The 21,599-nt window shown below is 67.6% G+C and carries 20 protein-coding genes; 7 read left to right on the forward strand and 13 right to left on the reverse strand.

The annotated features are described in order from the left end of the window. Positions 1-50 precede the first annotated feature (50 nt). Genes ACZLIF_RS05110 through hda form a run of 3 tightly spaced genes read left to right on the forward strand, consistent with a single transcriptional unit; the run spans position 51 to position 3,054 of the window. A complete protein-coding gene (locus ACZLIF_RS05110) occupies positions 51-1,178 on the forward strand; it encodes a DUF2066 domain-containing protein (RefSeq protein WP_241686027.1) in 1,128 nt (375 codons plus the stop codon). Then, positions 1,175-2,347: an AI-2E family transporter gene (locus tag ACZLIF_RS05115; protein WP_065174539.1), complete on the forward strand. Its 1,173-nt coding sequence runs from the start codon at positions 1,175-1,177 to the stop codon at positions 2,345-2,347. Before ACZLIF_RS05110 ends, ACZLIF_RS05115 begins: the two co-directional genes overlap by 4 nt. Further along, entirely contained in the window at positions 2,347-3,054 is a 708-nt protein-coding gene (hda, locus tag ACZLIF_RS05120; RefSeq protein ID WP_065182429.1) for a DnaA regulatory inactivator Hda, read from the forward strand. Before ACZLIF_RS05115 ends, hda begins: the two co-directional genes overlap by 1 nt. Before the next feature lie 385 nt (positions 3,055-3,439). Here the strand turns inward: hda and murU are convergent, their stop codons facing one another. The 4 genes from murU to ACZLIF_RS05140 all read right to left on the reverse strand — a co-directional run bounded on the left by murU (position 3,440) and on the right by ACZLIF_RS05140 (position 7,069). Then, positions 3,440-4,150: an N-acetylmuramate alpha-1-phosphate uridylyltransferase MurU gene (gene murU / locus ACZLIF_RS05125; RefSeq protein ID WP_128990333.1), complete on the reverse strand. Its 711-nt coding sequence runs from the start codon at positions 4,148-4,150 to the stop codon at positions 3,440-3,442. Continuing rightward, a complete protein-coding gene (locus ACZLIF_RS05130) occupies positions 4,147-5,172 on the reverse strand; it encodes an aminoglycoside phosphotransferase family protein (RefSeq protein ID WP_128990335.1) in 1,026 nt (341 codons plus the stop codon). Before ACZLIF_RS05130 ends, murU begins: the two co-directional genes overlap by 4 nt. A 64-nt stretch (positions 5,173-5,236) precedes the next feature. Then, on the reverse strand, positions 5,237-5,506 hold the full coding sequence (locus tag ACZLIF_RS05135) for a GlsB/YeaQ/YmgE family stress response membrane protein (protein WP_053516629.1): 270 nt from the start codon (positions 5,504-5,506) through the stop codon (positions 5,237-5,239). 69 nt (positions 5,507-5,575) lie between these two features. Then, positions 5,576-7,069 carry a M20 family metallopeptidase gene (locus ACZLIF_RS05140; RefSeq protein WP_053516630.1) on the reverse strand — a complete coding sequence of 498 codons (1,494 nt, stop codon included), beginning with the start codon at positions 7,067-7,069 and terminating at the stop codon, positions 5,576-5,578. Between the two features lie 198 nt (positions 7,070-7,267). Between ACZLIF_RS05140 and ACZLIF_RS05145 the strand changes: the two genes are divergently transcribed. From ACZLIF_RS05145 to ACZLIF_RS05160, 4 genes are all read left to right on the forward strand, one after another. Next, positions 7,268-7,594, forward strand: coding sequence for a ComEA family DNA-binding protein (locus tag ACZLIF_RS05145; RefSeq protein ID WP_241686017.1), 327 nt, complete (start codon positions 7,268-7,270; stop codon positions 7,592-7,594). 338 nt (positions 7,595-7,932) lie between these two features. Continuing rightward, on the forward strand, positions 7,933-9,009 hold the full coding sequence (locus ACZLIF_RS05150) for a L,D-transpeptidase (protein ID WP_053516631.1): 1,077 nt from the start codon (positions 7,933-7,935) through the stop codon (positions 9,007-9,009). 16 nt (positions 9,010-9,025) lie between these two features. Then, complete coding sequence (locus tag ACZLIF_RS05155) at positions 9,026-9,751, forward strand: murein L,D-transpeptidase catalytic domain family protein (protein ID WP_128990337.1); 726 nt, start codon at positions 9,026-9,028, stop codon at positions 9,749-9,751. Between the two features lie 34 nt (positions 9,752-9,785). Beyond that, positions 9,786-10,391, forward strand: coding sequence for a HutD/Ves family protein (locus ACZLIF_RS05160; protein ID WP_128990339.1), 606 nt, complete (start codon positions 9,786-9,788; stop codon positions 10,389-10,391). Between the two features lie 54 nt (positions 10,392-10,445). Here ACZLIF_RS05160 and ACZLIF_RS05165 read toward each other — a convergent pair whose 3' ends face one another. The 9 genes from ACZLIF_RS05165 to ACZLIF_RS05205 form a co-directional block, all read right to left on the reverse strand. Continuing rightward, entirely contained in the window at positions 10,446-12,050 is a 1,605-nt protein-coding gene (locus ACZLIF_RS05165) for a sulfite reductase subunit alpha (RefSeq protein ID WP_128990341.1), read from the reverse strand. Beyond that, the gene (locus ACZLIF_RS05170; protein ID WP_065182425.1) at positions 12,047-13,018 is read right to left on the reverse strand and encodes an FAD:protein FMN transferase; all 972 of its coding nucleotides are present in this window, start codon (positions 13,016-13,018) and stop codon (positions 12,047-12,049) included. Before ACZLIF_RS05170 ends, ACZLIF_RS05165 begins: the two co-directional genes overlap by 4 nt. Positions 13,019-13,070: 52 nt before the next feature. Continuing rightward, a complete protein-coding gene (locus tag ACZLIF_RS05175; protein ID WP_128990343.1) occupies positions 13,071-13,874 on the reverse strand; it encodes a DUF4198 domain-containing protein in 804 nt (267 codons plus the stop codon). A 116-nt stretch (positions 13,875-13,990) separates the two neighbouring features. Further along, positions 13,991-14,509 carry a DUF2271 domain-containing protein gene (locus ACZLIF_RS05180; protein ID WP_053516639.1) on the reverse strand — a complete coding sequence of 173 codons (519 nt, stop codon included), beginning with the start codon at positions 14,507-14,509 and terminating at the stop codon, positions 13,991-13,993. Positions 14,510-14,540: 31 nt separating this feature from the next. Then, a complete protein-coding gene (locus ACZLIF_RS05185; RefSeq protein ID WP_128990345.1) occupies positions 14,541-15,179 on the reverse strand; it encodes a PepSY-associated TM helix domain-containing protein in 639 nt (212 codons plus the stop codon). Positions 15,180-15,299: 120 nt separating this feature from the next. Then, positions 15,300-17,726: a TonB-dependent receptor domain-containing protein gene (locus ACZLIF_RS05190; protein WP_128990347.1), complete on the reverse strand. Its 2,427-nt coding sequence runs from the start codon at positions 17,724-17,726 to the stop codon at positions 15,300-15,302. A 144-nt stretch (positions 17,727-17,870) separates the two neighbouring features. Then, complete coding sequence (locus ACZLIF_RS05195) at positions 17,871-18,269, reverse strand: hypothetical protein (protein ID WP_053516642.1); 399 nt, start codon at positions 18,267-18,269, stop codon at positions 17,871-17,873. A gap of 164 nt (positions 18,270-18,433) precedes the next feature. Beyond that, positions 18,434-19,111, reverse strand: coding sequence for a Fe2+-dependent dioxygenase (locus tag ACZLIF_RS05200; RefSeq protein ID WP_128990349.1), 678 nt, complete (start codon positions 19,109-19,111; stop codon positions 18,434-18,436). A gap of 51 nt (positions 19,112-19,162) precedes the next feature. Next, on the reverse strand, positions 19,163-21,487 hold the full coding sequence (locus ACZLIF_RS05205; protein ID WP_128990351.1) for a catecholate siderophore receptor Fiu: 2,325 nt from the start codon (positions 21,485-21,487) through the stop codon (positions 19,163-19,165). Positions 21,488-21,599: the final 112 nt, after the last annotated feature.

Here is a 21,599-nt window from a genome sequence, read left to right on the forward strand (position 1 = left end):
GTATTCGGGCAACAATTCCCCCCGGATACGTCGAGCCAATGGATGTCCTGATGCGCCGCAGCCTGATTCTCACCCTGCTTCTTGCGTTGAGCCTGCCGGTGGCCACGATGGCCCAGAGCGGCCTGCGCACCGAGGGGGATGTCGCCACCGCCAGTGGGGCCTACGAGGCCGAAGTGCCGGTCAACAGCCAGGCCGAGGCCGACCGCAATGGCGGGCTGGCACGCGCCCTGAGCGTAGTGCTGGGCAAGCTGTCGGGCGACCGCAGCGTGATGTCCCGGCCCGGCGTGGTGCAGGCCCTGCGCAATGCCAAGGATTACGTGGCCAGCTACGACTACAAGCAGGACCAGAGCCTCAGCGCCAGCGGTGCGCCCAGTTTCCGCACCCTGCTGGTGGCCCGTTTCCGCGAGGACGACGTCGATTCGCTGGTCGCCGCGCTGGGCCTGCCGCTGTGGCCGCAGCCCCGACCGAAGCCGGTGCTGTGGCTGGCCGTCGATGACGGCAGCGGCCCGCGCCTGGTCAGCGTGCAGCAGGCCAATGCCGCGCGCCCGCTGCTGAACCGCGCCATCGAGCGCGGCTACAAGCTGGGCCTGCCCAGTGGGGGCGCTGCCGAACAGGCGCTGGCCGGTGCCATCTGGCGCCAGGACAGCGCCGCCGTGGCCCGCGCCTCTTCGCGCTACTCGCCGCCGATGCAGCTGATCGGCAAGCTCTACCGTGCCAATGGCGGCTGGCAGGCGGACTGGGTGTTCGTCGACGATGGCCGTGAACTGAACAGATGGACCAGCAAGGACGCCAACGCCATGCGCGCGATGGCCGCGGGCGCCGACGGCGCGGCCGACGCGCTGGTCAAGCGTTATGCCAAGGCGGGTGTGGCCACCGGCCAGGCGGGCAGCTACCGGGTGGTGGTCACCGGCATCAACAGTGCCGATGACTACCTGCGACTGGCCGCAGGCCTGCGCGACGTGCCGGTGGTGCGCAATGCCACTCCGCTGCACGCCAGCGCGGGCCGGCTGGAGCTGGCCGTGGAAATGACCACCGGCCTGGCCGGCTTCAACCGCATGCTGGGTGACAGCGGCGTGCTGGTTCCGAACGCCCCGCTGCCTGCCCTTCCGACACCGATCGATGACACCACCGGCGTGCCGGTGCAGGCGCCGGTCAGCAACGAGTACCGACTGCGATGACCCTGACGCCGGAAGCTGAAATCGCGCAGTTCCTGCGCCGGGTCAAATACATCCTGCTTGCCGGCCTGATCGGCTGGATCGTGTGGCTGCTGGCGCCGATCCTGACGCCGTTCGTGCTGGCGCTGGCGCTGGCCTGGCTGGGTGATCCGCTGGTGGACCGCATCGAGGCCACCGGGCGCTCGCGCATGACCGGCGTGGTGCTGGTGTTCGTGGCCATGGTGCTGGTGATCGTCGCCGCGCTGCTGGTGCTGGTGCCGATGATCGAAAAGCAGATCACCACCCTGGTGGCGGCCGTGCCGCAGGCGCAGGCCTGGCTGATGCAGACCGGCATTCCGTGGTTCGAGCAGAAGACCGGCCTGGAGGTGATGCAGTGGCTGGACCCGGATCGCCTGATCGAATGGGTGCGCAGCCATTGGCAGCAGGCGGGCGGCTTCGCCAAGACCTTCATGGGATATGTCTCGCGCTCGGGCTTCACGATGGTGACCTGGGTGGTCAACATCCTGCTGCTGCCGATCCTGGCGTTCTACTTCCTGCGCGACTGGGACAAGCTGGTGGAGCGGGTCGCCTCGGTCATTCCGCGCAACCACATCGGCACCATCACGGCGCTGGCGCGCGAATCCAACGAGGTGCTGGGGGCGTTCATCCGCGGCCAGTTCCTGGTGATGCTGGCACTGGGCGTGATCTATGCCGGCGGCCTGTCGCTGGTGGGGCTGAAGCTGGGGCTGCTGATCGGCATGATCGCGGGCCTGATCAGCTTCATTCCGTACCTGGGCGCGACCACCGGCATCCTGATGGCGATCATCGCCGCGCTGGTGCAGGCGCAGGGTTTCGACCTGAAACTGCTGATACTGGTCGGCGTGGTGTTCACGGTCGGCCAGTTGCTGGAGAGTTATGTACTGACGCCGCGCATCGTCGGCGACAAGATCGGCCTGCATCCGGTGGCGGTGATCTTCGCGGTGATGGCAGGCGGCCAGCTGTTCGGCTTCCTCGGCATGCTGCTGGCGCTGCCGGTGGCTGCCGTGTCCAACGTGCTGCTGCGCTATGCGCACCAGCGCTATCGGCAGAGCGATCTTTACGCGGGTGAGAAATCGGCGATCGTGCTTGACGGTGTGGTCGAGCCGCCCCACATCATCCTCGACACGAACGACAAGGGCCCCGACCTGAAGTGATGGGTGTGCCGCAATTGCCGCTGGCCCTGCACTACCCGCGGGACCAGCGCCTGGAGACCTTCATCGGCGCACCGGATGGTGCGCTGGCGCAGCTGCGCGCGATCGCGGTCGGTGCCAGCCACGACTGGGTCTACCTGGAAGGCGCGGCAGGCACGGGCAAGACGCATCAGGCGCTGGCGATGTGTTCCAGCGCCGAGCAGGCCGGGCGGCTGCCGACCTATGTGCCGCTGGCCAGTGCGGCCGGCCGTGTGCGTGCAGCGCTGGAGGGGCTGGAGGCGCGCGAGCTGGTCGCGCTGGACGGACTGGACGAGATTGCCGGCAACCGCGAGGACGAGATTGCCCTGTTCGATTTCCATAACCGTGCGCGCGCTGCCGGCGTGACCGTGCTCTACACGGCGCAGAAGGCGCCGGCCGAACTCGGACTGGTGCTGCCGGACCTGCGCTCGCGGCTGGGCCAGTGCGTGCGGGTGCTGCTGCAGCCGCTGGACGAGGAAGGACGCGCGGCGGTGCTGCGCGAGCGCGCGCTGCGACGGGGGCTGGCCATCGACGAGGCCGCGATCGAGTGGCTGCTGTCGCACACCGGGCGCGAGCTGGGCGGGCTTATCACGTTGCTGGACTGGCTCGACCGCGAATCGCTGGCGGCCAAGCGTCGGATCACCGTGCCGTTCCTGCGCCAGGTGCTGGAAGAAGGCCGCCCTCGCTACTGAGGTTGGGGTTTGTTTTGCAGGGCTGCCGCCCTGCACCCGCCGAAGCCATAGCCACCCCGCCTTCGACAGGTTCCCGCAATCTGCCGGGACTGCGTACTGCACTGCTGTTGGTGGGTGTCGACCTTGGTCGACACGGTAGATCCACGCTACGCGTGGATGCGCTTTCGCTTCGCGAGCGAAGCGACCCGCTTTTGCTTTTCTTCACTTTCTTCCGTGGCTGGACGCGCACGGAAACTGCCAGAGGCCGGGCGGGGTGGGTTCGCGGGGGTGTCCGCGGCATGGATGCCGCGGCCAAGCCCCCATGGATGGGTTCACGGCGTCCCCCGCGAATCCACCCCGCCCGGCCAGGCACGGCTTTTGATTGGAGCGACCAACCACGAGGGGCTCAGCCGTTCGCCGCCAACTCAACATCCAGCGCACGCAGGCGATCCACCGTGCCGACGTCGGTCCAGCGCCCGCGATGGTGCTGCCCCGTCATCAACCCCTGCGCCATGAAGTGCTTCTGCAGTGGCACCACCGAGAACTTCGGCGGCAGCCGCTCGCTGCCCGGCGCATCGCCAATCACCGTGCGCCAGTCGGCCACGATTGAAGGGCGGTACACGCCGATGCCGGCATAGGTCAGGCACGATCCTTCGCGGTCATGGTGCAGCAGGCCCTGCGTGTCCAGCCGGTAATCACCGTGCGGATGCTGCGTGGGGTTGTCGACCAGCACCAGATGCGCCTGGCCCTGCGGCTCGCGCGGTAGTGTGGCGAAATCGAAATCGGTCCAGATGTCGCCGTTGACCACCAGGAACGGATCCTCACCCAACGCCGGCAAGGCATTGAGAATGCCTCCGCCGGTCTCCAGCGGGGTATCGCCTTCATGCATGAAGTGCAGGCGCACACCCCATCGGCTGCCATCGCCAAGAATCGCCGGGAACTGTTCCGCCAGCCATGCGGTATTGACCACGATATCGCGCACGCCGCAGGCGGCCAGGCGCTCCAGGTGCCAGACGATCAGCGGCTTGCCGGCCACTGCGAGCAGCGGCTTGGGTGTGTGCAGGGTCAGCGGGCGCATGCGTTCGCCCAGACCGGCGGCGAAGATCAGCGCCTTCATCGGGCCATGCGCATCGGTGTGCCGAGCTCGGCCAGCGCCGGCTTGATGCGTGTGTCCAGCAGCTGCCGCAGGGGGGCCAGCTCGCGGTAGCGCGGCAGTACTTCGTCCAGATAGGTGATGAAGCGCGGCGCATCGTCCAGGTAATGACCCTTGTTGTCGCGGTAACGCAGGCGGCAGAACAGGCCCAGGATCTTCACGTGGCGCTGGATGCCCATCCAGTCCGCGTCACGCAGGAAGGTCGCACGGTCGGGCACCCGCAGGCCCGCAGCGTGCGCGCGCGCGTGGTACTGCGCGAGCCACTCGTCCACGCGCTGCAGCGGCCAGCTCAGGAACGCGTCCTTGAACAGGCTCACGGCATCGTAGGCGATCGGGCCCCGCACCAGGTCCTGGAAATCCAGCACGGCCGGACCGTCGGCAACGGGCATCAGATTGCGGGGCATGTAGTCGCGGTGGGTCATCAGCTGCGCCTGGCCCAGTGCGTTGTCCATCAACCGGCGATGGACCAGCTGCAGGCCCTCGATTTCGCCGCAGTCCAGCTGCAGGTTGAGATGGCGCTGCAGGAACCATTCGTCGAACAGGCCGGCATCGCGCTGCAGCAGGGCTTCGCCGAACTGGCCGAAGTCGGCCGGCACCGGGATCGCCTGCAGGCGCAGCAGCTGATCGATGGCGCGGCCGAACCATTCATCGGCGTTGCGCTCGTCGAGGATTCTCGCCAGGGTCGGACCGCCGAGATCCTCCAGCAGCAGGAAGCCGGCGTCCAGATCCTGCGCAAGCAGGGCCGGCACACGCAGGTCATGGTCGTGCAGCAGGCCGCGCATGCGCAGCCAGGGGCGGGGGTCTTCCAGTCCCGGCGGAGCATCCATCACGATGTGGCTGCCGCGTGTACCGGTGACGCGCCAGTAGCTGCGCATGCCCGCATCGACCGACGCACGTTCAACCACAGCCTGTGCATCGCCAAGCTGGATACGGGCCCACTGCAGTCGCTGCGCGCTGCGCTGGGGATCGGAGGCGGGTTCGGTCATGCGGGCATATCCGGGCGCGCGGGGCGCGCCGACGTCGGGGACAGGAGGGAAAGGTGGGGCCGTTTCAGCGGCGACCGCTGAACAGGCGCAGGATCGCCAGCACGGCCACCGCGCCGACCACGGCACCGAGGAATCCAGCCGGTTCGCCTGGGGCGTACCAGCCCATGTACTGACCAAACCAGCCGGCCAGCAGGGCACCGAGGATGCCCAGCACGATGGTCAGCAGGCAGCCCATGCGGTTGTTGCCCGGCATGAAGAAGCGCCCGAGCAGGCCGACGAAGAAGCCGACCAGCAGGATGTACAGCCAGCTGCTGCTGCCGAACAGACCATTCATGCGTGTGCGTTCCGCTTGAGAAGAACGCAGCCTAGCAAGGCCGGGCTGCGTCCGTCACGGTGTGCCGGATCAGCAGCAGCCGTGGTCGCCATGGCGCGTGCCGCTGTCGGCGGCCACCGGCGAACCACTGGTCTCGCCACGCAGGCTGGCGGCGTAGTGCTCGCTGATCACCTTGGACACGCAGGCGGTGACCTTCTTGCCCATCGGAATGTGCAGGAACTCGTTCGGGCCGTGCGCGTTCGAGTGCGGGCCAAGCACGCCGGTGATCATGAACTGGGCACCGGGGAACTTCTCGCCCAGCATGCCCATGAACGGAATCGAGCCGCCTTCGCCCATGTACATCGCCGGCTTGCCGAAGAAGGTCTGGCTGGCTTCGTCGATGGCCTTGGTCAGCCACGGCGCCATGGCCGGGGCATTCCAGCCGGTGGAGGCCTTTTCCAGATCCAGGGTGACCTGCGCACCGTTCGGCGGATCGCGCAGCAGCGCTTCTTTCAGCAGCTCGCCGCAGGTCTTGCCATCGGCGGTGGGCGGCAGGCGCAGCGACAGCTTCACCGAGGTCTGCGGGCGCAGCACGTTGCCGGCCGATTCCAGCGGCGGCATGCCGCCGATTCCGGTGACCGACAACGCCGGGCGCCAGGTGCGGTTGAGCACCAGCTCGGTGAGGTCTTCGTTCATCGGGCGCAGGCCATCGACCAGCGGGAACTTCTCGAAGATGGCCGTATCGACCACTTCGGCGGCACGCTTGGCCTGTTCCTGGCGCTCGGCCGGGATTTCCACGTTCATGCCGTCGATCAGGATGCGGCCGGTGTCCTGGTCCTCGATGCGCGACAGCAGCTGGCGCAGCAGGCGGAAGCTGGACGGCACCACGCCGGAGGCATCGCCGGAATGCACGCCTTCGTTGAGCACCTTGACGGTGAAGTTGCCCCCGGTGAGACCGCGCAGCGACGTGGTGCACCAGAGCTGGTCGTAGTTGGCGCAGCCCGAATCCAGGCAGACCACCAGCGACGGCTTGCCGATGCGGTCGGCCAGATGGTCCACGTAGGCGGGCAGGTCGTAACTGCCGGACTCTTCACAGGCTTCGATCAGGACCACGCAGCGCGCGTGCGGCAGGCCTTGGGCCTGCAGGGCCAGCACGGCGGCCAGCGAACCGAAGATCGCGTAGCCATCGTCGGCGCCGCCGCGGCCATAGAGCTTGTCGCCACGCAGGACCGGGGTCCACGGGCCCAGGTCGTCGTCCCAGCCGGTCATTTCCGGCTGCTTGTCCAGGTGCCCGTAGAGCAGGATGGTGTCGTCGCCGGTTTCACTGCCGGTGGCGGGAATTTCCAGAAGAATCAGCGGGGTACGGCCTTCCAGGCGCACCACTTCGACCTTCAGGCCCGGCAGCTCCTGTGCCTTGGCCCAGGTCTCCATCAGGGTGACCGCCTGTTCCATGTAGCCGTTCTGCACCCAATTGGCGTCGAACATCGGCGACTTGTTGGGAATGCGGATGTAGTCGACCAACTGCGGGACGATTTCGCTGTCCCACTTGTCATTCACGAATTGGCCGAGCTTGGCGCTGTCCATCTGAAACTCCGGTTGCATGGCTGATCCAGCCATTCTACGCCTGCGCCGGGGGTAGGGTTTTTCCTACATCACGTCGGGTATTTGGCTGGCTTTTAGAAATCCACGAAACCGATAGTCTGTGTGTATGTGGTGACGGACACTGTTCCTACCGACGGGATTGCCGGTCGGGGCGGCCAGAACCACAAGGAGTTATACGTCATGCCTTGGTTAGTCGTGTTGAGGGCACTGGTACTGGCAATTGGGATCGCAGGGGCGCATACCGCCGAACCGATCGACATCAACCGGGCCGATGTCCAGGCGCTGCAGCAGGGATTGACGATGGTCGGAGCCAGGAAGGCTGCGGCGATCGTCGAGCACCGGCGCAGACACGGGCCCTTCAAGCGCGTCGAGGATCTGACGCAGGTGAAGGGGATAGGGACAGTGATCGTCGAACGGAATCGACAGCGGATCACCGTAGGCGACAGGCTGTTGCCCGCGGATCCGGTACCCGGATCGGTACCGGTGCGGACCGTACCAAGGCGTTGACAACAGGAATCGTCGGGACCCGCAGGAGGCCGGTCCACCGGGCACCGCCAGGGAGGCTGTGTTCACCGACCGTCGCAGGATGCGGCACCAATCACCAGGACGGTGGCATCACAGACCTGTGGAAGGGGCTGAGATACAAGCAGGACAGACGCGGCCGCGTGCAGGATGCAACGCCACCCCCACTTCGCAGGACGCGCGGGGGAGGCAGCAGGCCGACAAGGACGTGACGATTGCCCGGTACGACACAGGGTTGTGTCGCCGGGCATTCTCTTTTGGCGCGTTCGCTACGGCGCGATGGTGTACGGTGACCGCTTCGCATGGAATGGAACCTCCGCTGGATGCGTCTGCACCGTCCGTCCCTGATGCTCTCCCTTGTCCTGGCACTGCCGCTGACCGTGCAGGCCGGGCCGCCGTCTTCGCACTCGACCGACCCGTCCGGGCCGGTGGCCGCCGAACGCGGGCCTACCGATCTCAAGCCGGGCGAATTCCTCTGGCATCCGGAGATTTCCCCGGCCGGCCCGATCGTGCTGGTCGTCAGCCTGGACGAGCAGCGCGCCTACGTGTATCGCAACGGGATCGCCATCGGGCTGACCACGATCAGTTCGGGCAAGGCGGGACACGAGACGCCGACCGGGGTGTTCACGATCCTGCAGAAAGACAAGGACCACCGCTCCAACCTCTATAACAGCGCACCGATGCCGTACATGCAGCGGCTGACCTGGGACGGCATCGCCCTGCATGGCGGCAGCCTGCCGGGGCATCCGGCCTCGCATGGCTGCGTACGGCTGCCGCAGGCGTTCGCGCAGAAGCTGTTCAGCGAGACCCGGCGCGGCGATACGGTAGTGGTGGCCGATGCCAAGAGCGCGCCGATGACGTTGGCCTATCCCGCCGTACTGGCGCCGGTCAACGCGCGCGGCGAGGCCCTGCCCGAGACCGCCGACGGCGGTGTGGCGGCGGCCTGGTGGAACGACAGCGCGGCGCCGGCCGGGCAGGTCGGCATCCTGGTCAGCCTGCACGACCAGCGGCTGTACGTCCTGCGCGACGGCGTGATGATTGGCGAATCGCCGCTGAAAGCCGATGCGCTGCCAGCCTTCCAGGGCACCACGCTGTTCGTGATGGGGCAGGGCTACAGCGATGTTCCCAGCCCGCTCGATGCGAAGCAGCGCCTGCATCAATGGACGGCCTATCCGTTGCTGGGCCAGGACCGTGCGCAGGCGACCCCGGACCTGTTGGCCACGCCGTCGCTGCCACTGGCGCTGCCGGCCGATTTCGCCCGCCAGCTGTACCAGGTGCTGGTGCCGGGCACGACGCTGCTGGTGACCTCGCTGCCCGCCGTGCGCCCAAGCCCGGCTGAATCCGGCCTGCAGCCGGTCTTGGAATCCGAGCCGGCAGGGTCCACTCTCACAGGCAACTGAGTCCTGTGTCCCGTCCATGACCGCATCCCGCCTGTGCCGGCTGGCCACGCTTGGCCTGCTGGCAACCTCGGCCAGCGCACCTGCGTTGGCGCAGACGCCCGCCATCGCGACCCGTGCCGAGGATCTGGCCGCCCTGCTGGCACGCACCGCGCCGAAGGCCGATCGCCATGTGCTGCAGCTGGCGGCGCAGGCCATGCGCTGCGCCCTGTTGCGACCGGAGCTGGGCATCAGCGGCGAACGCCTGAGCGTGATCGACTATTCGCGGCCCTCCACCGAGCCGCGCCTGTGGGTGTTCGACCTGGCGCACCAGCGGCTGTTGTTCGAGGAATGGGTGGCGCACGGCCGCAACAGTGGTGAGAACCGGACCGAGCATTTTTCCAATCGCGACGGCAGTTACATGTCCAGCCTCGGTGTGTTCACCGCGCAGGAAACCTACATGGGCGGCAACGGCTACTCATTGCGGCTGGCCGGGCTGGAACCGGGCTTTAACGACCGCGCGCGCGAGCGTGCGATCGTCATTCATGGCGCCCCCTACGTGAATCCGGCGACCGCCCAGCTGCAGGGTCGGCTGGGCCGCAGCCTGGGGTGTCCGGCGGTGCGGCTGTCGGTGGCCAGGCCGCTGATCGACGCGTTGCGTGGTGGCACGATGGTGTTCGCCTATTATCCCGACCAGGACTGGCTGAAGCATTCGCAGCTGCTGGGTGGCCAGTGCGGCGCGCAGGGGTCGGTCGCCACGCGCTGATGCGCGATCGCACGTGGCGTGGTGCAATGCAGGCATGGATATCGATGCGCTGCTGAAGACTCCGAGCCAGGTGATTGCCCGCCTGGATTACCGCCGCGAACGCTGGCGCAATGGCCTGGGCTGGACCCACCAAATCCTGCGGCTGCCGGCGCACGGGGACGACTGGGCCCTGCGCCTGTCCGTGGCGGAGATCGAGCAGGATGCCGCGTTCTCTGCATTTCCGGGCGTGGAGCGCGAACTGGTACTGCTGCAGGGCAACGGTGTGCGCCTGCGCTTCGCCGATGGCCGGGTGGCGGAGGTGCTGCCGCCGCATGGTCGCGTGCGCTTTGCCGGCGAAGAGGCACTGCACGGCGAACTGGTCGATGGCACCACCCATGATTTCAACCTGATGTGGAAGCGCGGGCAGTTGCACGCCGAGCTGCTGCACCGGCCGCTGGTGGGGTCGATGTTCTTCTTCTGCGAGCCAGGCGTGGCCTGGGCGCTGCACCTGCTGGCGGGTGAGGCCGGCTTTGCTGCGGACAGTGGCTTGCCGCCGATGCAGGCAGGCGACACTGCATGGCTGGCCGCCGGCGAGCGCCAGCGGCATGCGCTGCAGGGCAGTGGCGAGCTGCTGGCGATACGGGTGAGCGCCGCGGACTGATGATTCGCATGCGCCGATGGGCATCATCCGCGCATGCGCTGGGCGCTGCCTGGGCTAATACACATCACGGCGGTAACGGCCGGCCACCAGCAGGGCCTCCTTGCCGTCGGTACCCAGCACCTGCTCGATGACCGCATCCACGGCTGGCGCCATGCCCTGCAGGCTGCCGCAGACCAGGATCGTGGCACCTTCATCGACCCATTGCCGCAGCGTTGCCGCCTCCGCCAGCAGGCGGTCCTGCACGTAACGGTGGCTGCCGCCGTCACGGCTGAACACCGTATCCAGACGCTGCAGCGTGCCGGCCGCCAGCATCGCCCGCAGTTCGTCACCGAAATGGAAGTCGTGCGCGGCCGAGCGCTCGCCGAACAGCAGCCAGGTGCGGTGCGCGCCGACGGCCGCGCGCTCATGCAGGTGTGCACGCAGGCCGGCGATGCCCGTGCCATTGCCGATCAGCAGCAGCGGCGCCGCAACGGCGGCACCGTGGAAGTTGTCGTTGCGGCGCAGGCGCAGTTGTACCGGCTCGCCGATGACGGCGTGGTCGCACAGCCAGGCACTGCCGATGCCGGGCGTGCCATCGGCACGCAGCTGCCGGCGCACCAGCAGTTCCACCGCACCATCCTCCATCACCGAAGCGATGGAGTACTCACGATGCGGCAGCGGCTGCAGGGCCGCCAGCAGGGCGGGCAGATCACCCGGTGGCACCAGTGAGGGCAGGTGCGAGCGTTCGACACGGGCCAGCAGCGTCTGGCCGTCCTCGAGCACCGTCTGCGGATCGAAACCCTGTGATTCCAGCCAGGCCCGCGCGCTGTGCCGCGCGTGCTGCGGGCCGATCTCGGCAATGTCGCCGGCCTGCCAGCGCACGCCGTCGATGGCAGGCGCCTGCAGGCGCAGCCAGTACACCGGTCCGCCCTGGCTGCCGGGATTGAGGTGCCGGCGTTGCAGCAGCGTCCACGGCTGGTATTCGGCCGGGCTCCAGTCGGGCAGTTCGCTGGCGCCACCGGCAAGTTGTCCGAGCAGTTGCTGCCAGTGCCGCAGTGCAGCGGGATCGGCGTTGTCGACCTCGATGGCGTCGAACAGGGCATGTGCGCCGTGCTGGCGCAGCCAGTCGTCGAGCTGATGGCCGAATCCACAGAAGTGGCCGTAACTGCGGTCACCCAGTGCGAGCACGCCGTAGTGCAGGTGCTGCAGCGCAGGCGGTGAGGCCATCACCCCGCGCAGGAACGGCAGCGCATGATCGGGTGGGTCGCCTTCGCCAGTGGTGCTGGCGATGAACAGTGCACGCTGGCTGCCGGCCAGCAAGGTGGCGTCGACCTCATGCAGACCGCGCACACGCACCGGCACGCCGGCACCACGCAATGCCTCGGCACTGCGTTCGGCCAGTTCGCGGGCGAAGCCGGTCTGGCTGGACCAGACCAGCAGGATCGGCGCGACGTCGCCAGAGGCAGCATCGTCGCGCGGTCGCCCACGCCACCACAGTGCGGTGCAGACCAGCGCATAGAGCGCGGTGGCGATGATGGCGATCTGCGATTGCCGCGCCGGCGGTGCGCCCTGCCACCAGGCTTCGCCGAGATGCAGTCGCAGCAGCGCCCAGCCGATCAGCGCCAGCAGGATCAGTACAAGCGCGTTGCCGAGCAGCGCGCGCGACGGCCGTGCGCTCATGCGTCCCGCTCGTCGAGCAGGCGCTGGAAGGCGCTGCTGAGAAACTCGTGCGGGCCATCCGCTGCGCGATGCAGGTAGCGTGCGGCCAGTCCTTCGCGTTCGGCCAGCGCCATGCCGTGCTCGCGGCCGAGTACGGTGAGTGCGGTGGCCCAGGCATCAGCATGCATCGCGTCGTCGGCGACCACCGTCACCGCCGCTGCAACCTGGCGTACCGGCCTGCCGGTGCGCGGGTCGAGGCTGTGGCTGTAGGCCTCGCCATCGGCCTGATAGTGATGCCAGCGATCGCCGGAGGTAGCGACCGCCTTGCCGTCCAGCGCCAGCACCCGCGGTGGTGTTTTGGCGTGCGCGTCTTCTTCCGGCGCCGATTCCACCAGCACGCGCCACCGTTGGCCATCGGGCTTGCGGCCGTAGCCGGCCAGTTCGCCACCGACCTCGATCAGTGCAGCAGCGATGCCCTGATCGCGCAGCCACGCGGCCACGTGATCGACGCCGAACCCCTTGGCGATCGCAGAGAGATCCAGTTCCAGTCCGCCGGGTTGCAGCAGCGCATCGCCGCGCCATTGCAACCGCTGCCAACCGCAGCGCTCGCGCGTGGCCTGAACGGCGGCGGCATCGGGTTGGCGGCGTTCGCCGGCATGTGCACCGAAACCCCACAGTGCCACCAGCGGGCCGATGGTGGGATCGAACGCACCGTCGCTGGCGGCGGCGATGGACTGCGCGCAGGACAGGACGTGACGGGTTTCGGCAGGCAGGGTGCACCACTGGCCTGCATCGGCGCTGTTGTAGCGGCTGAGGTCCGAGCCGGCGTCCCACGTACTCATCTGCGCGACCACATCATCCAGGCGCGCCTGGATGCCGGCGTGCAGCGGGTGCAGGTCGCGCTGGCGCGGCGCGACCAGCGACACGCTCCAGGTGGTGCCCATGGTGGTGCCGCCGAGGCGGGCGATGTCGAGCAGGGAATCGGTCATGACGGGGCGTGGCGGCTGCGATGCCGGAGCGTGCCCGGCATCGCGGTCCCCATTACTGCGGCAGCACTTCCAGCGTGGCCACGTAGCTCAGGCGACGCTTGGCGGCCTGCTTCACCGAGGTCTTGTTGTCTTCAGTGCCGGTTTCCAGCCAGTACATGCCGGCTTCCGGCCAGGTCACCTTGATCTCGCCCTTGGCGTCGCTGGTCACCTTCAGTTCGTCCTGCGCGTTGCGGTAGCGGGTGGCGCCGCGCACGATCTCGAAGGCCAGCCCGGCCGTCGGCTTGCCATCGACCAGCACGCGGAAAGTGGCTTCCTCGCCGGCGAACAGATCGTTCGGGTGACCGACCGCAACCAGCTCGATGCCGCGGTTGGTCGGCTTCAGCGCGGTATCGTTCGGCGCGCCATTGGTCACGAACGTCTCCACGCGGCCGACCGACTGGCTCACTTCCAGCTTCTTCGCGTCCTTGGGCAGTTCGCCGAAGGTGGCGGCGGTACCGCGCCAGCGCTTGCGCTCGCCGTTCTGTTCGTAGGTGGCGAACAGGCCGTCATTGACCGAAGCGATGCGGTAAGTGCCCTGCTGCTTCAGCTCCAGATCGAACACGCTGCGGTACTTGCCGGTCGAGGCGTTCTGCGGCTGCACGGTGCTGCCGTCCGGCGCGGTGATCACCAGCGATTCCAGGCGCAGCGGCACGTGGTTGAAGTAGAACAGGTCGTTGGAGACCGCACCATCAACAGTGATCCACGGCGCATTGCCGGCGATCACGGTCTGCGAAGGCAGCAGCCAGGCCTTGTGGGCGAGTGCGGAAAAGGGAAGGGCAGCGGCCAGAGCGGCGGCGAGGACGAGCGTGCGCTTCATGCGGAAGACTCCAGGGACGTTGGATGGGTGGGGTCAGAGCCCTTGCTGTTGAAGGGGCCCGACCCCGGGGTCGGACCCCTTTCCAACGGAAAGGGCTCTGCCCCCGGCTCAGGCGATTACGGTTTGATGGCGAGGGTGACCTGGCCCAGTTCGGTGGCGCCCTGCGCCCTGCCGTTCTGTGCGGCGGTGGCCGGCCAGGTGAAGGGGATCTTCAGCAGTTCGCGGCCACCGACTTCGCGCACCGCTTCCACCACCAGGGTGTAGTTGCCCGGGGCCAGCTGCTTCAGCGCCGGCTGCTTGTCGTTGAACGACAGCGCGTGCTTGCCGGCCGGGCGGGTCGGGCCGGTCACGCCGTCCACCGGCACCTGCAGGGTGCGGCCGCTCTTGCGCCACCACTGGCGCAGGTCGGGCAGCCACTTGGTGCCATGGCCTTCGCTGTTGCTGGTCTGCTGGTACCAGACCGACAGGTTGGCGGCCACCTTCTGGTCGGCACCTTCCAGCCACACCGCTACGTAGGGACGGTGATACTCGGCGACATTGAGCTTGGGCACCTCGACGTTGATGTCGAGCGTGGCGGCATAGGCCGGCGAGGTGGCCAGCAGGCCGCTGAGGGCGATGGTCAGGGTGACGCGCATGGGGCGGCTCCGGTGAAGGGGATTCGATGGTTCAGTGGATCAGCAGCAGGGCGATCAACAGCGGGATCATCAGACCGAGGCCGACCAGCGGCCAGGTCATGCGCCGCTGCCGTGCATGCAGGTGCAGCAGGAACAGGCCGGTGATGCAGAACACCAGGCAGGCCACGGCGAACAGGTCCAGGAACCAGCCCCACGCCGGGCCCGCGTTGCGGCCCTTGTGCAGGTCGTTGAGATAGGACACCACGCCGCGGGAGGTTGATTCGTATTCCACCGCGCCGGTTTCGCGATCGATGCTGAGCCAGGCGTCGCCGCCGGGGCGTGGCAACGACAAGTAGATCTCCTCGGCCGACCACTCGGCCGGGCGACCGCCGATGGCGATGCCCAGCTGCGTATCCAGCCATTGCCGGGCCGGGCGGGGGATCGGCGCGTGGCCGTCCACGCGCGTGCCGAGCTGGCCGAGCAGATCGGCCGGCAGTTGCAGCTGCTGGTTCTGCACCTCGGGCTTGGCCTCGATCTTCGCTGCATGGTTGAGGGTCAACCCGGTCACCGCGAACAGCAGCATGCCGATCAGGCACACCGCCGAGCTGATCCAGTGCCACTGGTGCAGCGTCCGCAGCCAGAAGCCGCGGCTCTGTTGCTGCTGCACGTTGGACGAGGCAGGACGGCTCACGGTGTTTTCAGGGGCGGGTGAGGACCACCCATTACAGCATCAATGAGAATGGCTCGCAATTAAGTGTCGTTGTGTATCCCGCCGCCGGTCCGCACGCGGCGGGCCGGCGGCGGCGGCCACTCAGAAGCGGAAGTTCAGGCTGACCCAGACACTGCGGGCCTTGTCCTTGTTGTTGTACTCGTCCTCGAACAGCACTTCGTTGGTGTCATCGGTGTAGATGCCGTCGCCGTCCAGATCGGTGAAGAAGGTCTGGTAGGTGGTGAAGTCGCGGTCCAGCAGGTTGTTGATGCGGGCATTCACGGTCAGCCATTCGGTGGCTTCGAACGAAGCGCCCAGGTGCAGCACGGTGTAATCCTTGTAGTAGCGTTCCTGGCCGGTCACCGTGCTGATGCCGCCATAGCGCTTGGAGCGCGCTTCGGCGGTCAGGAACACGTTGAAGCGGTCGCTGGCGCGCCAGTCGAAGGTGGCGTTGGCCATGTGCCGCGCGCTGTTGCCCAGTGGCCGGCCCTTTTCGGCGCCGCTCTTCTGCTCGCTGTCGGTGAAGGTGTAGTTGGCGCGCAGGCTGAACTGATCGCCGATGTTCCAGCGCCCGGCCACCTCCGCACCCTGGATCACCACCTCGTCGATGTTCACGGTGCGGGTGCTGCTGGCATAGCCCAGGTCGGCATATTCACCGGTGGAACTGCACGACAAGGTCAGCGCCGCGCCGCAGGGCTGCGAGGCGATCTTGTCGTCGAAGCGGTTGTGGAAGGCGGTGGCGTTGAAGCTGTGCCCGGCGGGGTGTTGCCAGTAGACGGCCAGTTCGGTGCTGGTGCTGGTTTCCGGCTTCAGGTCGGGGTTGCCGAACATGGGCGAGGTGCCCTGGCCACCGAAACCGGTCACACCGTCGTACAGCTGGGTGGTCTTGGGTGTCTTGAAGCCGGTGCTGATGCCACCCTTCACCGTCCAGGCGTCATTGACGGTGTACACGCCGTACAGGCGCGGGCTGAGCTGGTCGCCGAACACTTCATGGTCGTCGTAGCGCAGGCCGTAGGTGATCGCCAGCGGTGCCAGCACGGTCCAGGTGTCCTCGGCGAACAGCGAGTACATGTTGTGGTCCTGGCTCAGGCCCGGCGTACCGCGTTCGGTCCCGAACACGCCGTCGGTCAGTTCACCGCGGATCACCTGCGCGCCGACCACGGCCACGTGCTGGCCGGCGGCCTGGAACGGAATGTCCAGCTTCGCATCCAGCGTGTACTGCTCGCTTTCCAGCGTGCGCGCCGGACGCGGCAGGAAAGTCGATTCGGCCAGTGCGCGGCGTTCGGCCAGCGGCAGCCCGGCATACGGGCCGGTGGCATCGATCATCTGCAGCAGCTGCACGCGCTCGGCCACGGTGAAGGGCATGGTGCGACCGTCGTTGTTGGTGGCCACGTGCGAAAGCGAAACCAGGCTGTTGCCAAAGCCCCAGCGCCCTTCGTGGGTGACCGCCCAGGCATCGCGGGTGAATTCCTGGCTGGGGCTGTAGCCCACGCGCGGATCGGCGCGGCGCGACCAGGTGCCGCCGTTGTTGCGGCAGGCGTTGGCATTGGCACCGCTGGCGCCGCGGCAGAAGCTGCTGCTGCGCCAGATGCTGCTGATGCTGTCCACGGTACCGACCGGGTATTCCTCTTCGCCGGCATCGTTGATCTTGATCGCGTTGTCGTACTCCTGGCGCGAGGTGTCGTAATCCAGGGTCAGGCGCTGGGCATCGCTGATGTTCCAGTCCAGGCTGATGCCGCCGGCCTTGTTGGTGTTGTCCACGGTCTTGCCACCGCCACCGAAGCCCAGCGAGCGGTCATGCGCCACGCCGCTGGGGTCGAGCACCGGGCTGTACACCGGGTTGGATGCATCGCGGTCGTACCAGCTGGCACGCGCCGACAGGTTCAGTACGTTGGGCACCAGCGGGCCGGTCACGTAGACATCAGCGGTGCGGTCGTCGCCGAACTGGTCGTCGGTTTCGAAGGTGCCACCCAGCGTGGCCGAGCCGCTCCAGCGGTCCAGCGAGCGCTTGGTGATGATGTTGATGACGCCGCCCATCGCATCGGCGCCGTACAGGGTGGAGGCCGGGCCGCGGATCACTTCGATGCGCTCGATCGCATCCAGCGGCGGGATGTGATTGAACTGGTTGCCGCCGAAGTTGTTCGGGTAAATGTCGCCGTGGTTGTTCTGGCGGCGGCCGTTGACCAGGATCAGCGTGTAATCCGAGCCCATGCCACGCATGGAAATGGTGCCTTGGCCGGTCTTGTCGCGGGTTTCGCCGACGTCCACGCCTTCCAGGTCGCGCACCGCGTCCAGCAGGGTCATGTAGGGGCGGGTGGTCAGCTCTTCCTGGGTGATGACGGAAATGCTGGCCGGGGCGTCGGTGATCTTCTGTTCGAAGCCCGAGGCGGTAACCACCACGGTATCCAGGGTCTGCGGTGCGCCGACGGCGGCACCGTTGGCGTAGGCAGGAGCGGCGAAGGCCGCCAGCACGGCGCAGGTCAGCAGGTGGCGGGACAGGGACGAACGAACACGATGGCGCTGGGCCATGGCAGGAACCTCGAAGGATGCGAGCGCGCGCGGAACCGCGCGGCAGGCGCGGTGGCGGCAGGAAAGCCCGGTCAGGGGCGGCAGGGAAGAAGCAGTCAGCGGCGTGTGGACGCGACCGCGCAGGCGGTCACGTCGGGCCGTGGATCAGGCGAGCGGCGGCGCCTGGCCGCGTTGCTGGCGACGCCCGGGCGCGTCGGCCCAGGGCGTGTCCGGAGCGGCCAGCGGCCAGTCCGGGCGCACACCGGGCATGGCCGGCGTGGCGGGTACGAGTTCAAGTTCGGTACGCAGCCACTGGCTGGCCAGCAGCAGCGGCGGCGCCTTCTCGGCCGCTTTTACCGGGGCGGAGGCACAGCGGCGCAGCTTGGCCGGGGCTTCTTCCTGCAACGGGCCTTCGCCGCCACGTTCTTCCAGCGGCATCTGCAAGGTCATCGCTGTGGCCGGGTGCGGCAGCAGCGGCAGGGTGCCCAGCAGCAACGCCAGCATCGCCACCCATGCCAGCAGGCTGGCCAGCGCGGGACGCTGGCCGCGCATGGCGGTGCCCATCTTGCGATGGATGAGTGGGCGAGGGCGGAGCGGGCGCAGCAAGCGGGGGTCCCCAGATAGTTTGCCGGCAGCGGCCAGCATCAACGGGGCGTGATTGTAATGAGAGCTGTTAGCGGATGCAAATGAGAATGATTGCTAAAATGTAAGGCGCGGCCTGGAGTGGCTCAGACCTCGCTCCAGCGTCGCAGCAGGTTGTGATACACGCCGGTCAGCTGCAGCACCGCATCAGCGTCGCCTCCCGTCTGTCGCAGGCGCTCGATGGACGTGTCCATTTCCCACAGCAGGCGACGCTGTCCATCGTCGCGGATCATGCTCTGCACCCAGAAGAACGACGCCACGCGCGCGCCCCGGGTAACAGGATTGACCTGGTGCAGACTGCTGGAGGGATAGACGATCAGGTCGCCGGCCGGCAGCTTCACCTCGTGCTCGCCGTAGGTGTCGCTGATGATCAGCTCGCCGCCGTCGTACTCGTCCGGCGCCGACAGGAACAGGGTGCAGGAGATGTCCGAGCGCAGCTGCTCGCCGTTGCCCAGGTTCATCACTGCGCCATCGACGTGGAAGCCGTAGGTGCCGCCGCCGCGGTAGCGGTTGAAGCGTGGGGGGAGGATCTTCAACGGCAGTGCCGCAGCGAAGAACAGCGGGCTGCGCCGCAGTGCGGCGAGCACGCCGGCACCCAGCTCGGCTTTCACCGGTGACGCGTCCGGCAGCTGTTCGTTGTGCTTCACCTGCGCACCCTGGGCACCCACGGTCTCGCGGCCATCGGTCCAGTCGGCGGTGTCCAGTTGCTGGCGGACCTGTGCCACTTCATCAGCGGTGAGCACGTTGGGAATGTGCAGCAGCATGGTGTCGTCTCGTCGTTGCGCGGGGGAGCCGGGCTCCCCCGCGCCAGGACATCAGAAGCGGATGTCCGCGCTGAGCAGGAAGGTGCGCGGGGCACCCGGGGTGTAACGGTAGCCGCTCTTGTTGATGCTGGCCACGTAAGCCTTGTCGAACAGGTTGTAGCCGTTCAAGCGCAGCGAGATGTTCTCGTTGACCGCCCACGACACCACGGCGTCGTACACCACGTAGGACTTGGTGAATGACGGCGTGCCGACAGCACCGTCGGTGCCACGATGCATGCCGGCGGCGTAGCGCACGCCACCCCCGACGGTGATGCCGTGGGCCAGCGTGTAGCTGGTCCAGCCGGTGAACGTATCGTCCGGCGTGTACGTCAGGTTGGTGGTGCCGTCGGCAGCGACCTTGGCGCCTTCCTTCACTTCGGTGTCGAGGTGGCTGAAACCGGCCGACACCGACCAGTTGTCGGTCAGGCGGCCCACGGCGGACAGCTCCACGCCCTTCACGCGCTTGCTGCCGGTCTGGGTCGGGTTGCCGGCCTCGTCGAGCACGGTGGTATTGATCTCGTTGTCGACGTCGGTCTGGAACAACGCCAGGTTGACGGCCAGTGCATCCTCCAGGAATGCCCATTTGCTGCCGACCTCGAAGGTCTTGGCCTTCTGCGGGTCCAGCTTGGGGTTGTCGGCGCTGCTGGCCGAGCTGCTCAGCTGGAAGTTGGCACCGCCCGGGGGCTGCTGCGAGATCGCGTAGTTGGCATACACGCTGACCGTGTCGCCCACCTTGTACAGCGCGCCCAGCTTCCAGTTCAACAGAGTGTCGGAGGCCTCCAGCGTGGGGTTGCGCAGTACGGTGCCGGCCGGATTGCTGCCGCAGGCGGGGCCACCACGGCCGCCGCAGACCGAGGCGCTGGCGTACTCGGTCTTGTAGTGGTCGGCACGCACGCCGGCAGTCAGCAGGAAGCTGTCGCCGAATGCCAGCGTGTCGAACAGATACGCCGAGGACGTGGTGGTCTTGCCGTGGGCATCGGCGCCGTTATGCGCCCAGGTCAGCCCGGTCACGTTCCAGTCCGGGTCGTACAGGTTCGCGGCAGGCCAGCTGGTGCCGCCGGTGGCCGCCTGGCCGTAGCTGTCCAGTTCTTCGCGGGTGAACTCCAGGCCTGCGCTCAGGGCATGGCCGATGGCGCCGGTGCTGAAGTCGGCCCGCAGGTTCAACTGGTCGGTCAGGATGGTGTTGCGCTGGTCCTTGAAGGTCGGCAGGCTGCGCGCGATCGTGTAGGTCGAACGGTCGGCGGGGTTGGTGTAGCCGATGTTGCCGGTCGGACGACCATTGGCGCCGAGCGCGCCGGTACCCATGAAGGCGGTGAGCAGGTAGTCCTGCTCGGTGCGGCCCCAACGCGCGGTATTGGTCAGGCGCACGCTGTCGTTGAAATCATGTTCGAAGCGGAACGTGGCCATCTTCGCGGTCACGTCGTCGTGGTCGGCGCGGGTACCGTAGAAGTTCTCCGGATCCACCGGATGCCCGGCCAGGGCTTCGAGTGTCGGCTGCGGCGTCCAGCCCGGCAGCCCCAGGGTCGGCACGCCGCCGTCGGGCACGTTGTCCTGCTTCACGTACAGCAGGTTGAGGTAGTAGCGGGTCGCCGTGCCCAGGCCGAACGCCAGCGACGGGGCCAGGCCCCAGCGCTTGTTCTGCACATGATCGCGGCCGGGCTGGTCGCTGTCCTGCCACATCGCGTTGACGCGCAGCGCGCTGGTCGCGCCCAGCGACTGGTTCCAGTCACCGGTCGTCCGGCGCTGCTGGTCACTGCCCAGCGAAACGCTGGCCGACGTGGCGTCCTGCAGGGTGGCCTGCTTGCTCACCAGGTTGATGGCGCCGGTCGGCGCCGAGCGACCATTGTCGGTCCCTGCTGGCCCCTTGGTCACTTCCACCTGTTCGATGTTGAACACGTCGCGCGAGATCGAGCCGAGGTCACGCACGCCATCGACGAACAGGCTGTTGGAGGTGTCGAAGCCGCGCATGAACAGCGCATCGCCGGTGGTGGTGTTGCCGTTCTCGCCGGCATAGAAGGTGCCCACGCCCGGGCTGTTGCGCAGCGCTTCGGTCAGGGTGGTGGCGCCCTGCTGGTTGAACAGGTCGCTGGTGATGACCTGGATGGTCTGCGGGGTGTCCTGCAGGCGCTGGGTGAACTTCGGCGAGGCGACCTTGTCGGCCTTGTAGCCATGTGTGGCGTGCACGTCGATCTTGTCCAGCGTGCGGGCATTGTCGGTCGCTTCGGCGTGGGCCAGCGCGGGCAGCGTGGCCAGGCCGAGTCCGGCGGCCAGGCTGGCGGTCGCCAACGGCAGGTTGCGGAGTGGGGAGGCGTGCTTGCGGCTCTTGATCGGGTTCATGGGTCTGGGTGGGTAGCGGGACAGGAACGATCCGCCGGTGCCGGATGACGGCGCGGCAGGCAGGATCGGAAGCGGACTCGAAGCGGGATCGGAGGTGCAGGTCCGGCAAGCG

Source organism: Stenotrophomonas sp. 2201_Sma (genome assembly GCF_056486685.1).